The organism is Streptomyces sp. LARHCF249 (assembly GCF_052871255.1).
The window spans coordinates 201,815-215,790 of record NZ_JBIXJQ010000006.1; the positions used below are offsets into that span (position 1 = coordinate 201,815).

The following is a 13,976-nucleotide window of genomic DNA, read 5'->3' on the forward strand; positions in this document are numbered from 1 at the left end:
GTCCACTGCGATGATTCCCGCTCCAGTGCGGCTTCAGGCGCTGAGGAGTCCGGCGATTTCACGGACCGCTTCGCGCGCCGTGCGGCCCACGCCGATGAGGGTGGCGGACGCGGGGCCGGTCCAGTCGCCATAGCCGAGGAAGTGAATGCGTGGGTCTGCCACCGCGCGCGTGCCCTCGGTGGGGATGCGGCCGCCCTCGGTGCGCAGGCCCAGCGGAGACAGGTGCGAGAGCGCGGGCCGGAAGCCGGTGCACCAGATGATCGCGTCGCAGGGCCAGCTGCTGCCATCGGCCCAGCGGGCTCCGTCGGCCGTCAGGCTGTCGAACATCCTGTGGTCGGGGATGAGGCCGGCGTCGCGGGCCGTGCGGACGGGCGGGACGGCGACGATGTCGCCCAGGTCCGAGATGCGGGGCCCGCCGGACTGGACGCGCTGGGTGGCCAGTTCGAAGAGGGTGCGGCCGTCGATCTCGTCCGGGAGGTAGCGGGCGGGCCGCTGGGTGACCCAGCGGACGGTGGCGTGCGGTGTGAGGTCTGCCGCGATCTGGGCGCCGGAGTTGCCGCCGCCCACGACGATCACGCGCTGGCCGGCGTAGTCCCAGGGGCTTCGGTACTCCACCGTGTGGTGCTGGCGGCCACGGAAGTCCGCCCGACCGGGGACGGTCGGCAGGAAGGGGCGCCACCAGTTGCCGGTGGCGCTGATGACGGCGCGGGCCGTCCAGGCCCCGGTGTCCGTCTCGACGCGCAGGAGCGGGGATGCGTCGTGGACGCCGGTGACGCGGACGCCGCGCTGGACGGGGAGTTCGTAGCGCTTCTCGTAGTCGGCGAGGTACTCCAGCACGTGCGCGACGTCCGGGAAGGGCTTGCCCTCCTGCTGCGGCATGAGGCGGCCGGGCAGGGAGGAGTAGGCGGCCGGGGAGAACAGGTGGAGGGAGTCCCAGGCGTGCTGCCAGGCTCCGCCCGGGGTGGTCTGCGCGTCGAGGATGGTGAAGTCGATGCCCGCCCTGCGCAGGTAGTAGCCGGCGGCGAGCCCTGCCTGGCCGCCGCCGATCACCACCACGTCCGCGTGCCGGGTCATGCGGTGGGTGCCTCCTGCTCCGTCTTCCCGCGCATGAAGATGACCGCCACCAGGGCCAGCCCCACGACTGCGCCCACGAGCTGTACGCCGACGAAAGCCGGCACGGAGGCGGGAGCGATGCCCGCGAAGGTGTCGGTGAAGGCGCGGCCGATGGTCACGGCCGGGTTCGCGAAGGAGGTGGAGGCGGTGAACCAGTACGCGGCGCCGATGTACGAGGCCACCGCGACGGGTGCGAAGCGCAGCCGGTCGGTGCGGGCCAGGCCGAAGATCAGCAGGATCAGGCCCGCGGTGGCAACGACCTCGCTGAGCAGCAGGTTCCCAGCCGAGCGGTCGTGCGTGGACCACTTCACCAGCGGCTCGCCGAACATCGCGTCGGCCAGGATCGCGCCCGCGATCGCGCCGACGATCTGAGACGGCACGTACACGGCCAGCTCGCGGGAGTTCACGCCTCCGCCGCCCCGGCGGGCGGTCCACCACTCGGCGAGGGTAACCGCCGGGTTGAAGTGCGCGCCGGACACCGGGCCCAACAGGGCGATGAGAACGCCGAGGCCGAATACCGTGGCCAGGGAGTTCGCCAGCAGCTGCAGGCCCACGTCCTGCGTCAGCTCGGTGGCCTGGATGCCGGAGCCGACCACGACCGCCACGAGCGCGGCGGTGCCGACGAGCTCGGCGGCGGCCCGGGCGACCAGCGGCGTGCGCGGCGGGGTCGCACCGGGTGCGGGCTGGGGCGCGGACGCGTCGGCGGCTATGACGGCCTCCGCTGCGGGCTGGGTGACGGACAAGGACTTCTCCTCAGGCAGGCAGGCAGGCAGGCAGGCAGGCAGGCAGGCAGGCAGGCAGGCAGGCAGGTGCAAGTGCAGGTGCGGTTATGCAGTTACGGCAGAGCGGTGGGAACTACGGGCAGGACCGCTTGGTGTTCGACTCGGAGGTTTCGCGTGCGGAACGCGCGAGGTCGGCGAATTGACCGGCGATGGCTTCGATGACCTCGGGGCGCAGGCGGTAGTACGTGAATCTCCCGCAAGGCTCCGATTCGACGACACCGGCCTCTCGCAGCACCTTGAGGTGGTTGGAGAGGTTCGTCTGTCTGGCGCCCGTCTCCTCCACGAGGTGGCTGGTGCAGAGCGTCTCCTTGGCAAGGAGGGTCACGATCTGGAGCCTGAGCGGATCGGCCAGAACCCGAAGCAGATCAGTGTCGACTGACGTCATCATGGACTGATACTCTCACATCACTCAGGGCTGATACCAGTCCGGGATGAGTCACTGACTTGAAGGAAGAGACGATGTCCGCCACCCCGCTCGCATCCGTGCTGTTCGTCTGCATCCACAACGCGGGCCGCTCGCAGATGGCCGCCGGATTCCTCCGCCACCTCGCGGGCGACCGGGTCGAGGTGCGCTCCGCCGGCTCCGTCCCCGGGGAGCAGATCAACCCCTCCGCGGTGGCCGCGATGGCCGAGCTGGGCATCGACATCTCCGACCAGAAGCCCAAGGTCCTCACCCCCGAGGCCGCACAGGCCTCCGACTACATCATCACGATGGGCTGCGGCGACGCCTGCCCGTACTTCCCGGGCAAGACCTACCTCGACTGGCAGCTGGAAGACCCGGCCGGCCAGGGCGTGGAGGCCGTACGCCCCATCCGCGACGAGATCAAGGGCCTCATCGAGGGCCTCGTCGCCGAGATCGACACCAAGAGCGCGAAGAAGCAGGAGAGCTGACCGCATCATGACGAATGAAGACGTACGCGAGGTCATCATCATCGGTTCCGGCCCGGCCGGATACACCGCCGCGCTGTACACGGCCCGCGCACAGCTGAAGCCGCTGCTCTTCGGCAGCTCCATATTCGTCGGCGGCTCGCTCACCACGACCACCGAGGTCGAGAACTTCCCCGGCTTCCCCACCGGCATCGACGGCCCGGACCTCATGGACAACATGCGGGCCCAGGCGGAGAAGTTCGGCGCCGAGATGATCGACGACGACATCGTCTCCGTCGACCTCAGCGGTGACATCAAGCTGCTGACCGACTCCGAGGGCACGGTCCATCGCGCGAAGACCGTGATCATCGCGACCGGCTCCGGCTACCGCAAGCTCGGCCTGCCCAACGAGGACGCGCTCTCCGGCCGCGGAGTCTCCTGGTGCGCGACCTGCGACGGCTTCTTCTTCCGCGACCGCGACATCGTCGTGGTCGGCGGCGGCGACACCGCCATGGAAGAGGCCACCTTCCTCACCCGCTTCGCCCGCTCGGTCACCATCGTCCACCGTCGCTCCACCCTGCGCGCATCCAAGGCCATGCAGGACCGGGCGCTCGCCGACGAGAAGATCTCCTTCGCCTTCGACAGCGAGGTCGCCGAGATCAAGGAGACCGGCGGCATGCTCTCCGGCGTCGTCCTGCGCGACGTCGTGACCGGCGAGACCCGCGACCTGGACGTGACGGGCCTGTTCGTCGCCATCGGCCACGACCCCCGGACGGAACTCTTCGCCGACCAGCTCGAACTGGACGCGGAGGGCTACCTCAAGACCCACGCGCCCACGACCCGTACGAGCATCCCCGGCGTCTTCGGCGCGGGCGACGTGGTGGACCACATCTACCGCCAGGCCATCACCGCGGCCGGCTCCGGCTGCGCCGCCGCCCTGGACGCCGAGCGGTACCTTGCCGCCCTCGGTGACGCCGCCCCGGCCAACGAAGTCGAGCTCGTAGCAGCAGGCTGAAGTCCGAGGTCCGCTCCGCCGGCTCCCTGCCCGGAGAGCAGATCAACCCCCGTCGCGGTAATCGCGACGGGGGTTGATCTCAGGACCGACAGAGTGACGGGCCCGGCCAGTACGGAGGGTTCGCCCTGGTGGAAGACCCCGGGCCCGGTCCATCGTGATTGCGACACGACGGACCGGGCCCGGTTCCCGTTTTCTGCTGAGGGGCTCGGTGCCCCGCGCTCAGCCCAACGCAGAGCAGAGCGCCAGGGTTTCCGGAAGCTCCAGACGTACCGTGCGGTCACAGAGTCGCTCCACCTGCGCCGGATCGTGTGAGACGAGCAGGACCGTGCGGTTGCCGCGGAGGGCTGCCACGGACTCCTCGACCGTGTCCCGGCTGCGCTCGTCCAGGGCGCTGGTGGGTTCGTCCAGCAGGAGGGCTGCCGGTTCCAGGGCCAGGGCACGGGCCAGGCACAGCCGTTGGCGCTGTCCGGCAGAGAGTGTCTGAGCAGGCGAGTCGAGCCGGTTGCAGACCTCGTTCCACAGACCCGCCTCACGCAGAGCCTGTTCCACACGGTCGCGCATGTCCGCGCGGGATGCACGCATCAGGTGCCGGAGGCCGAAGAGGGCGTTGTCCAGGATGCTCCCGCCGAAGACCACGGGCGTTTGTGGCACCAGGACGACGGTGCTCCTCAGGCCGGAGTCGCCTTTGCCGCGGCGGATGGTCCGCCCCAGCACCTCTACGTGGCCGTCGCGGGTGAGGCCGTGGGGCAGCAGGTCGACCAGGGCGCGCAGCACCGTGGACTTGCCGGCGCCGGAAGGGCCGCACAGGCCCGTCGTCGATCCGCCCGGCAGGTCGAAGGCGACCGGGCCCACCAGAGTCTTCTTGCCGTCGAGAACCCGCAGGTCACGGACGGTTATCACGTTGTCCATCGTGCTCCTTCGAAGCGGTTTCGCAGAGCGACCGCCAGGCTGAGAAGTACTGCGGTGATCAGGACCAGGACCAGTGCGCTGCCCCATGCCTGGGTGATCGCCTCCGGGGCACCGGAGTCCTGGGACAGGGTGAAGATGTGCGTCGGCAGCGCCTGCACCGGGGAGTCGACGATCCCGGTCGGCAGGGCGGGCGCCCCGAAGAACACCGTGGCGGTGAAGATCAGGGGAGCCGTCTCTCCCGCGGCCCGGGCCAGGCCGAGCAGCAGACCGGTGAGCGTGGCCGGCCAGGTGTACGGGATGACCACGGAACGGATGTACTGCGAACGGGACAGGCCGAGCGCCAGGGCGCTCTCGGTGAGTTCGCCCGGCATGCTCCGGATGCGGCCCGCGGTGGTCAGCGCGATGACCGGCACGACCACGGGAACCAGTACGACGGCCCCTGCGAGCCAGGACCGGCCCCAACCCATGGTCGTGGAGAGGAGGATGTATCCGGCCAGACCCAGCAGGATGGTGGGCGTTCCGCCGACGACCACGGTGATGGTCTCCAGCAGACGGGCCGTCTTCGCAGAGGCGTGGGAGCCGATCAGGACCCCCGCTCCGTAGCCGAGGGGCAGCGCGATCAGGGCCGTGGTGGCCATGAGGAGGAGCGTGCCGACGATCTGGTCGCGGACGCCGCCGCCCGCCGCGCCGCTGGAGGACGTGAACCAGAAGGCGGGGTTGAGCGCCGAGCTGCCCCGCGTCACGAGGATGAAGAGCATCCCCACCAGCAGGGTTCCCGGCAGCAGGAGTGCTCCCATGCGCAGCAGCGTCGCGAGCCGGTCGCGCGGAACGCGCAGCCAGGTGGTGGCCTGGTGGGCGCGCAGCCCCCGCTTCGTCCCATGGCTCGGTGCCCGGCGAGTGCCCCACACCGTGGCCGCGGCCACCAGGACGAGCAGGACGATCCCCAGACCGCACAGCGCGGCGAAGTAGGGGCCGGAGGTTCCCGAGAGCATCGGCTCCGGGCCCGCCAGCTTGGTCGTCAGGGTCTGGCCGGGGTGGGTCAGGGAGGAGACGAAACCCGCGAACGACTCCGGGAGCCTTCCGTCGGCCCGTCCCACGACGAGGAAAACCGCGATCGCCTCGCCGAGGGCCCGGGCGAGGCCGAGCAGGACGCCGGCGCGCATGGCCGATCGCGCCTGGGGTAGCACGGCCGACCGTACGACCTCCCGGCGCGTCAGGCCGAGGGAGTAGGCGGCCTCCCGGTAGCGGTCCGGGACCGCGGCCAGGGCGTCCACGCTGACCGCCACGATGGTCGGCATGATCATCACGGCGAGGACGATGCCCGCGGCGAGCAGACTGTCGCCGCCCGGCACGTCGCCCAGCATCCCGACGAACGGCCGGACCACGATGATGCCGATGAGGCCGTAGACGATGGAGGGGACTGCCGCCAGAAGTTCGATGCTCAGCCGTAGGGGCCGGGCCAGGCGGGGCGGCAGGTACTCCGACAGCGCGATGGCCGCCGACCAGCCGACCGGGACGGCCAGCACCAGCGCGAGGACACAGACGACGGCCGAGCCGTAGATCATGGCCAGGGCGCCGAAGGCGCCGTTCACGGGGCTCCAGGTCGGGTCGCCGACCAGGGCGGACCAGTCGACGTCGCCGCTCGCGATGCCGGTGGCCAGGTATCCGATCAGCACGGTCAGGGCGAGGACGACCGAGAACATCCCGGTGTACACCCATCCCCAGACCCATCTCGCCCGCCCGGGTCGGCCGCCCTGGGCGGGCGGCCGCGACGCGGCGCGTCCGGGCGCCTGGGGAGGGCGCTCCAGAGTGAGAGTCACGGTCACATCCCCATCTGCTCGCGGGTCAGGTAGCCGTGCGGAGGCAGCAGCTTCTGGCCTTCGGGCGAGAGGACGTAGTCGATGTACTCCTTGGTGGTGCCCTTCGGCTGGCCGTCAGTGATCATGAAAAGCGGCCGGCTCATCGGGTACTTCGCGGCCGCCACGTTCTCGACGGTGGGAGCGATGCCGTCCAGGGCCACGGCCACCAGGTCGTCATGGCCTTCGATGAAGCCGGTCGACAGCGGGGCGATGGAACCGCGGGTGGACTTCAGCTTGTTCCGGGTCTCCAAGTTGCCACCGACAACGGCGTAGTTGTCGGACTGCGGGGGCGCCGGGGGCTTGCCCTTGCCGTAGACGAACTTGTCGAGCACCTCGCGGGTACCGCGACCGGGCTCCTTGTCGTAGACGAAGACCTTCAGGTCCGGGCCGCCCACCGCCGACCAGTTGGTGATCTTTCCTTCGAAGAGGCCCTTCACCTGCTCCTTGGTCAGGCTCTTCACCCCGGCGTCGGCGACCTCCTTGGTGATGATGATGCCGACCGCGTCCGCACCGATCTGCGTCGGAACGAAGTCGGTGTTCGGGTAGGTCTTGCGGTCCTCGTCGGACAGCGGCTTCGAGCTCAGCGCCACCTTGATCTGCTTCGAGCCGAGCTGGGAGATGCCGCCGGCCGAACCGCCCTGGGTGGCGACCGTGATCTTCAGACCCCGGGACTTGAGAGCCTCGGCGGCGTCCGATGCGATCGGGGCGACCGTGGTCGATCCGCTTGCCTGAAGTGCGGCCGAGTCGGCGCTGGCGGAACCTGCGCAGCCCGTCAGCAGGGTCGTCAGGAGCAGCGCGGCGGAAGCGGCGTAAGCACTCCGCTTCCGCTTTCCGGCGAGGAGCGACGGTGTCTGGTGGGGCTCGGTGGTCATCGCGGACATGGGTGTGCCTTTGCTGGTGGACAGTGGGTTGACTGGGAGTTGAGGGCAGGTGAACCGCCCTGACGATCAAGAGTCTGCTCCGTAGGAGGGGGCAGGAGAAGAGATTCCGTGTGGCATCAACTGCGTCCGGCACCCACCTGCCTGTGGGCGGCCGGCGCGGGGTCCGACGCGGCTTAATGACAGGCAAACAATGGGTGAAAAGGATGATCAAGCGGCCCCGGCTGCTCGGAGGTCGGACGTAGGGTGATCCATATGTCCGCAGAACAGGTGGCCGGCCACCCCTCGGAACTCCTGCCCTTAATCGACGAGGATCGGACCTGCGCGCCGCACCTCGACGTGGATCCACTGCCCAGGCAACGGGCGGAAGATATCGCGCGACATCTGAAGGGCACAGCCGATCCGACACGGCTCCAGATCCTCAGCGTCCTGCTGGCGGCCCCGGAGGGCGAGGCGTGCGTATGCGATCTGACCCCGCTCCTCGAACTGGCCCAGCCCACCGTCAGCTACCACATGAAGATCCTTGTGGACGCGGGGCTCGTGAGCCGCAGAAAGCGCGGTACGTGGGCCTGGTACGCGGTCAGGGCCGAGCGGCGTGCCGTGCTCGACGCTCTGATCTGGGGCGACGAGGAGACGGCCTGGGGAACGCAGAAGCCCGGGCGGATCATGGTGGAGTCATGACCCGCCCGGGGCGGCGGTAGGAGCGTCAGGCGGCGACGGAGGCCTGAGCGGCGACTTCGGCGGTGAACGCCCAGATCAGCGGGTGGATGTTGCCGGGAGTGGAGACCAGCTCCGGCTGGAAGAGCGTGCCGATGAAGAAGGGGTGGCCGGGGACCTCGGCGGCGCGCGGGGCGCCTTCGGTGTCCCAGCCGCTGAAGACGACGCCCGCCTCGGTGAGGCGCTCGACGAACTCCCCGTTCAAGCCGTACTTGCAGTGGTACGTCTCCGTGGTCTGCTCGGCGTTGTCGTAGACGGCCGCCAGTCGGCTGCCCGCGGTCAGAAGGAGCGGTGCCTGCTCGCCGGCCAGGCAGCAGCTGAGCGGCACGATCAGCGGCGTCGGCGCCTCCGGGTCGTACTGCACGTCGTCGGCGTCCGTGAGTCCGACCACGGTGCGGGCGTACTCGATCAGTGCGTGCTGGAAGCCGCCGCAAGTGCCCAGGTACGGGATACCGGTCTCGCGGGCGAGGCGGATGACGGCGAGCACGCCGTCCTTGCTCTCGTACGGGGAGCCCGGGACGACCCAGATGCCGTGGAAGCCGGCCACGGACTCGGGTCCGGTGATGGTCTCGGTGGGCACCCATTCGGTCTCGACGTCGAGCTCGCCGCGGAAGGCGTCGAGCCGTGCGTGGGCCGGGGACTTGCCGTGGTCGCCGATCAGCGCGATGCGCGGCCGGGGGCCGGTGGCGGTGGTCATGCGGGCTGCTCCTGTGTGGTGTGGGGGCGGTTGTCGTCGCGGGTGATCCGTCCGAGGCGGACGTGGCCGTAAGGGGCGAGGCGTGCGACGAGCCGTCCGTCGCGCTCGCTCGTGGTGGAGGCTCCGCCGAGGAAGAGCAGCGGGCCGTCGCCGTCCGGCAGCAGCCCCTCGGGGAACAGGTCCTGCTCCGTGTCGACGCCGTTGCGAACGGTCAGGACGTGCACTCGGCCGAGGGCGTCGCTTGCGACGTACGCCTCCAGGGCGGGGCTGCCGGCGTCGATGGCGCGTACGTCCGCGTCGTCGGCGAAGGCTGGGGCGAAGGCAGCTCCGCCCGAGGTCGACTGGGTGAGGGGGGCGGTTGCGGTTGCGGTCACAGCAGACTCCGGCCGGTCATGGCGGGGCCGTTCGGGCGGCCCAGCAGGTGGAGGACGGTGGGTGCGATGTCGGCGAGGCTGCCGCCATCGGCGAGGTGCTCGCCCAGGAGCTGTCCCGGTGCGGGGACCAGGACGGCGGGTACGGGGTTGGTCGTGTGACCGCCGTACGGGAGCGGGGTGCCGTCGGGTCCGGGCTTGGACATGCGCTCGGCGTTGCCGTGGTCGCCGACGAACAGGACCCAGCGGCCCGTCGCCTCCGCGACGGCCAGGATCTTCTCGACCTCGCGGTCGGTGTGCTCGGCGGCCTTGACGGTGGCGTCGTGGTCGCCGGTGTGGCCGACCACGTCGATGTTGGCGAGGTTGGCGACCACCAGTGCCACGTCGTCACGCCGGGCGGCGGCGGTGATGGCTTCGGTGACCTGAGCGAGGTTCATTTCGGGCCGGGCGACGTAGTCGGGGGCCGTGTCCGCGGTGATGCGGACGTGCTCCTCGACGTCCCGTCGGCGGTCGTCGCGCCCGTTGATGTAGTAGGTGACGTGCTCGAACTTCTCCTGTTCCGCGATGCGTACGGAGCGCAGCCCATGGGCTTCCAGCGCGTCGGCCAGGCCGCCGGAGGCGTCCGCCCGGCCGACCAGGGCGGGGATGTCCGCCCGGGTGTCGTACTGGGTGAGTGACAGGACGTCCACGTCCACGTCGTCGAGGATCTGGACGAGGTCGTCGGCCAGCTGCTGGATCCGGTCGCTGCGGAAGTTGGCGAACAGGATCGTGTCGCCGGAGCGGACGGTGGAGAGCGGCTCGCCGTCGGCGTCGGTGAGGACGGTCGGGGTGATCCACACGTCTCCGTTTGCGGCTCCGGCCAGGATCTGGCCGTAGTCGCGGGCGGTGGCGCCCTTGCCGTCGGTGATGGCCTCGCTGACCTTGGCGGTCAGCTCCAGGTCTCCGCTCTTGTCGAGGCCGTAGCCCCGGCCGGAGACGGTGGCCAGCGCCCCCACGCCGGTGGCGGCGAAGAACTCCTCCACCCGGCCCAGGTAGTGGCCGGCCGTGCGGTCGGCGACGTCCCGGCCGTCGGTGATGGCGTGCACCCACACGTGCTTCACACCGCGGGACGCCGCGATGGACAGGAGCTCGTGCAAGTGGTCGACGTGGGCGTGGATCATCCCGTCGGAGACGAGCCCGATCAGGTGCAGCGCGCCGCCCCTGGCCGTGAGCTCGTCCAGGGCCTTGGTCAGGCGCGGATTGTCTCGGAGTTCTCCGCTGTCGATCTGGCGCTGGACCAGGACGCTGTCGTAGTCGAGGGGCCGGCCGGCGCCGATGACCATGTGGCCGATCTCGGAGTTCCCGACGGTTCCGGGCAGCAGCCCGACGTGTTCGCCGGAGGCCTCCACGAAGGTGGAGGGGTGCTTGGCGGCGATGGAGTCGAGGACGGGGGTGTGGGCGTTGGTGAGTGCGTTGCCGGGTCCGGGGGCGGCGTGGCCCCAGCCGTCGAGGACGAGCAGGATCCCGTTGGCAGTTCCGTCGCTGGTCATCGCAGGGTGTCCAGGGTGTTCCAGAAGGCCGGGAAGGACTTGGCCACGCAGCCGGGGTCGTTGATGACGACGCCGGGGGTGCGCAGGCCGATGATCGCGAAGGTCATGGCGATGCGGTGGTCGTCGTAGGTGTCGATGACCGCGCCGTGCGGGGTGCCGCCGTGGATGGTCATGGCGTCGTCGTACTCGTCGACGGTGATGCCCATCTTGCGCAGCTCGGTGGTGACGGCCGCGATGCGGTCGCACTCCTTGACGCGCAGGCTGGCGATGTTGGTGATGTGGGTCTTGCCCGTGGCGAAGGCGGCGACCGCGGCGAGGGACGGGACGACGTCGGGCATGGCGTCCATGTCGACCTCGATGCCGTGCATGTCGCCGCCCTTGACGGTGATCGAGTTCTCGGTGATCTCGACGTGGGCGCCCATCCGGCCGAGGACCTCGGCGAGGCCGACGTCGCCCTGGTGGGAGGTGGAGCCGATGCCCGGGATGGTGACCCGGCCGCCGAGGATGGCGGCTGCGGCGATGAAGTACGACAGGCCCGAGGCGTCCGGCTCGACGATGGCGTGGCCGCCCTTGAAGGACTGGCCGGCCGCGACCTTGAAGCGGCGGTAGCCGTCGCGCTCGACGGTGATGCCGTGCTCGGCGAGGGTGGCCAGCGTCATCTCGACGTACGGCTTGGAGACCAGCTCGTCGACGATCTCGACCTCGGTGTCCTGCTGCGCGAGGACCGAGCTGATCAGGATGGAGGACGTGTACTGGGAGGAGATGGCGCCGGAGATCTTCGTCTTGCCGCCGACGAAGTTGCCGCCGGTGACCTGGATCGGCGGGGAGCCGTTGCCGCGGACCGCGACCGCTTCGACGCCGAGGGGAGAGAGAGCTCCGAGCAGGTCACCGAAGGGGCGCTCCTGCATGCGCTTGGTGCCCGTGATGGTGGTGACGCCCTCGGCGAGGCCCGCCATCGAGATCAGGAAGCGCAGCGGGGTGCCGGCGCCGCCGACGAAGATGTCGTCCTCGGGGGCGACCATCGGCTTGCCGGTGGGGGTGAGGGTGAACCGGTAGTTCTCGTGGTCGATCTCGACGCTCACGTGCCCGAAGGAGGCGACGGCGTCCGCGAAGAAGATGGTGTCGTCGGAGACCAGGGCGCCGTCGATCACGCCGGTCTTGCCGTCGAGGGCGGCCAGGGCCGCGATGGCGATCTGACGGTTGGTGTAGGACTTCGAGCCGAGGACCTTCACCTCGTGGTCGATCGAGGCGATCGTCTCGACGGTGAGCTGTTCGGCCTTCAGGCGCGGGTCGTTGATGGCGCTCATGGGGTGAGACTCCTTGCGGGGAGGTGTGTGATCTGCGTCACGCGAGTACGGGGCCCGAGCCGGGAAGTCCGTCGGGAAGCTGAGGGGTGACCGCAATTCGCCATTGGGCGAGGGTCGGGCTGGAATTCAGTGCGCGGCGGCAAATCTCGCCCGCTGCGGACAATGCGTCGGCGAGGCTGCCGGTGCGATGGAAGAACGTCAGCTCGATGCGTCCGGAAGTCGTCTTCGCGTGGACGTGTTCGAGGTCGTCATCGGGCATTGCCGACGCCCAGACGATGTCGGTGACCACGGCCGATTCCAGCTTCGCGGCTGCGGCTTCGTTGGCCGCGACGAGCGTGGCGGTGGCCATGAACATGGGCCCTCCAGGCCGGGCGGTAAGTCCTGGTACTGACCACACGTGCTGGTCGGCTTCGGCTTGGGTGACGGCGCTATAGAGCTCCGTGTGGCGGCACTTGGGGCCGCAGCCGTGCCCGCCGGCGGGAGAAAAGCCCAGCGCGACCGCAGCGGCTCTGTTCATCAGGCGCAGGGCTTTCCGCGCAGCAGACATGGCTGTCCTTCGTGTGGTGGGGGAATTGATCTCGCTCAGGCCAGGGGGCGTTCTCGACGCGCTGCGGATTTCGTTTCCGAGGAGTTCCGCTGCCCTGTGATCACTAGTTTGCTGATGATTCCGAGGGGGCGGAAGAGCTCTCGGCTGGCATGAAGCGCGACCGGCAGGCACCTGCCTGACAACGGTTCGAATAAGCCCAGCCGCAGCACATCGCGCCCTGGGGCAGCGGCGATCAATCTCCGGACAACCCCTTGTCGGCAGGTGCTCTGACCTGCAAACATCGGCGCCCGCCGATGTATTGACGGAGTGTCTCGACAATTGAGACGCCAAGCGGGGGGTCGCTGTGCTGGCGAGTTTGGGACTGGACACTGAAGCGGAGTCGGTCTACCGGCTGATGCTCACTCAGCAGGACTGGGGAGTATCGGAGATCGCCGTCCACATGGCCTGCCCCGAGGACTCCGTACGGAGCGCCCTGGACCGGCTGGCCGAGCTGAACCTGCTGCGAAGATCCGTACAGGCACCCGGCGGACTCAGACCCGTCAGCCCGGACCTCGGATTCCAGCTGCTGCTCCAGCGCCAGCAGGCCCACCTGCTCGCGCAGCAACAGGAGTTCGCCGAGAGCCAGGCCGCGATCAGCAAGCTCCTGGACGAGTACTCGGAGCTGCGGACCGGTGAGCGGCACGGTGTCGAGTACCTCCAGGGCATGGACGCAATCCAGGCCCGCCTCGAAGAACTCGCGCACCGCTCGACCAGCGAGTGCCTGTCCTTCATGCCCGGCGGCGCGCAGTCCGCGGCGAGCCTGGACGCCAGCCGGCCCCTGGACGAGGCACTGATGCGCCGCGGGGTGAACGTGCTGACCGTCTACTTGGACAGCGTCCGCAACGACACCCCGACCGTCGAATACGCCCAGTGGCTGCACGGCAACGGTGGCGAGGTCCGGACCGTACCGGCGCTGCCGTTGCGGATGGTCCTGTTCGACCGCGAGGTGGCCCTGCTGCCGGTGGATCCGAACAACAGCAAGAAGGGCGCGGTCCAGCTCACCGGCCCCGGCGTGCTCACCGCCCTCGCGGCCTTGTTCGAGCAGGTGTGGGAGTGCGCGGCGCCGATCGGAAGCGTCCGCGATCGCGACGAGGCGGGCCTGACCGCGCAGGAGCGGGAACTGCTGCGTCAGCTCACGCAGGGGTCCACGGATGAGATCGCGGCGAAGAAGCTCGGCATCGGCTTGCGCACCGCGCGCCGCATGATGTCGGAGATGATGGCCCGCCTGGGCGCCCGCAGCCGCTTCGAGGCCGGCGTACTGGCGACCAAGGCGGGCTGGACCGACTGACCCCCCTCTCCCATTCCTTCCCCCTACGGCCGCAACGCCAAGCAGGCCCGGCGCGCAT

At 69.7% G+C, this 13,976-nt stretch carries 15 protein-coding genes; 4 read left to right on the top strand and 11 right to left on the bottom strand.

The window, feature by feature from the left end; genetic code table 11:
- Nucleotides 1-33: 33 nt before the first annotated feature.
- The 3 genes from ACIPUC_RS18880 to ACIPUC_RS18890 form a co-directional block, all read right to left on the bottom strand.
- On the bottom strand, nucleotides 34-1,074 hold the full coding sequence (locus ACIPUC_RS18880) for an ArsO family NAD(P)H-dependent flavin-containing monooxygenase (RefSeq protein ID WP_446590694.1): 1,041 nt from the start codon (nucleotides 1,072-1,074) through the stop codon (nucleotides 34-36).
- Nucleotides 1,071-1,856 (bottom strand): aquaporin, encoded by a 786-nt coding sequence (locus ACIPUC_RS18885; RefSeq protein ID WP_446590696.1) that lies wholly within the window; start codon nucleotides 1,854-1,856, stop codon nucleotides 1,071-1,073. Before ACIPUC_RS18885 ends, ACIPUC_RS18880 begins: the two co-directional genes overlap by 4 nt.
- A 112-nt stretch (nucleotides 1,857-1,968) precedes the next feature.
- Nucleotides 1,969-2,283 (bottom strand): ArsR/SmtB family transcription factor, encoded by a 315-nt coding sequence (locus tag ACIPUC_RS18890; RefSeq protein ID WP_446590697.1) that lies wholly within the window; start codon nucleotides 2,281-2,283, stop codon nucleotides 1,969-1,971.
- A 71-nt stretch (nucleotides 2,284-2,354) separates the two neighbouring features.
- On the opposite strand from ACIPUC_RS18890, the gene ACIPUC_RS18895 reads away from it, so the two are divergent.
- The gene (locus ACIPUC_RS18895; protein WP_446590699.1) at nucleotides 2,355-2,786 is read left to right on the top strand and encodes an arsenate reductase ArsC; all 432 of its coding nucleotides are present in this window, start codon (nucleotides 2,355-2,357) and stop codon (nucleotides 2,784-2,786) included.
- Nucleotides 2,787-2,793: 7 nt separating this feature from the next.
- On the top strand, nucleotides 2,794-3,777 hold the full coding sequence (gene trxB / locus ACIPUC_RS18900; RefSeq protein ID WP_446590701.1) for a thioredoxin-disulfide reductase: 984 nt from the start codon (nucleotides 2,794-2,796) through the stop codon (nucleotides 3,775-3,777).
- A 219-nt stretch (nucleotides 3,778-3,996) separates the two neighbouring features.
- Here the strand turns inward: trxB and ACIPUC_RS18905 are convergent, their stop codons facing one another.
- The 3 genes from ACIPUC_RS18905 to ACIPUC_RS18915 form a co-directional block, all read right to left on the bottom strand.
- Nucleotides 3,997-4,686, bottom strand: a complete 690-nt coding sequence (locus tag ACIPUC_RS18905; protein ID WP_446590703.1) for an ATP-binding cassette domain-containing protein — start codon at nucleotides 4,684-4,686, stop codon at nucleotides 3,997-3,999.
- Nucleotides 4,674-6,389, bottom strand: a complete 1,716-nt coding sequence (gene pstC / locus ACIPUC_RS18910) for a phosphate ABC transporter permease subunit PstC (protein WP_446591161.1) — start codon at nucleotides 6,387-6,389, stop codon at nucleotides 4,674-4,676. The genes ACIPUC_RS18905 and pstC overlap by 13 nt, the downstream gene beginning before the upstream one ends.
- Nucleotides 6,390-6,508: 119 nt before the next feature.
- Nucleotides 6,509-7,426, bottom strand: a complete 918-nt coding sequence (locus ACIPUC_RS18915) for a phosphate ABC transporter substrate-binding protein (RefSeq protein WP_446590705.1) — start codon at nucleotides 7,424-7,426, stop codon at nucleotides 6,509-6,511.
- Nucleotides 7,427-7,678: 252 nt separating this feature from the next.
- Here ACIPUC_RS18915 and ACIPUC_RS18920 point away from each other — a divergent pair, with 252 nt between their 5' ends.
- A complete protein-coding gene (locus tag ACIPUC_RS18920) occupies nucleotides 7,679-8,104 on the top strand; it encodes an ArsR/SmtB family transcription factor (protein WP_446590706.1) in 426 nt (141 codons plus the stop codon).
- A gap of 25 nt (nucleotides 8,105-8,129) precedes the next feature.
- Here the strand turns inward: ACIPUC_RS18920 and ACIPUC_RS18925 are convergent, their stop codons facing one another.
- From ACIPUC_RS18925 to ACIPUC_RS18945, 5 genes are read right to left on the bottom strand one after another with little or no spacing between them, the layout of a single operon-like run.
- A complete protein-coding gene (locus ACIPUC_RS18925; RefSeq protein WP_446590708.1) occupies nucleotides 8,130-8,837 on the bottom strand; it encodes a glutamine amidotransferase-related protein in 708 nt (235 codons plus the stop codon).
- Nucleotides 8,834-9,211, bottom strand: coding sequence for a hypothetical protein (locus tag ACIPUC_RS18930; protein ID WP_446590710.1), 378 nt, complete (start codon nucleotides 9,209-9,211; stop codon nucleotides 8,834-8,836). Before ACIPUC_RS18930 ends, ACIPUC_RS18925 begins: the two co-directional genes overlap by 4 nt.
- A complete protein-coding gene (gpmI, locus tag ACIPUC_RS18935) occupies nucleotides 9,208-10,737 on the bottom strand; it encodes a 2,3-bisphosphoglycerate-independent phosphoglycerate mutase (RefSeq protein ID WP_446590711.1) in 1,530 nt (509 codons plus the stop codon). The genes ACIPUC_RS18930 and gpmI overlap by 4 nt, the downstream gene beginning before the upstream one ends.
- On the bottom strand, nucleotides 10,734-12,044 hold the full coding sequence (aroA, locus tag ACIPUC_RS18940; protein ID WP_446590712.1) for a 3-phosphoshikimate 1-carboxyvinyltransferase: 1,311 nt from the start codon (nucleotides 12,042-12,044) through the stop codon (nucleotides 10,734-10,736). Before aroA ends, gpmI begins: the two co-directional genes overlap by 4 nt.
- Before the next feature lie 37 nt (nucleotides 12,045-12,081).
- Complete coding sequence (locus ACIPUC_RS18945) at nucleotides 12,082-12,399, bottom strand: hypothetical protein (RefSeq protein ID WP_446590713.1); 318 nt, start codon at nucleotides 12,397-12,399, stop codon at nucleotides 12,082-12,084.
- 547 nt (nucleotides 12,400-12,946) lie between these two features.
- On the opposite strand from ACIPUC_RS18945, the gene ACIPUC_RS18950 reads away from it, so the two are divergent.
- Nucleotides 12,947-13,918, top strand: a complete 972-nt coding sequence (locus tag ACIPUC_RS18950; RefSeq protein WP_446590714.1) for a LuxR C-terminal-related transcriptional regulator — start codon at nucleotides 12,947-12,949, stop codon at nucleotides 13,916-13,918.
- Nucleotides 13,919-13,976 lie beyond the last annotated feature (58 nt).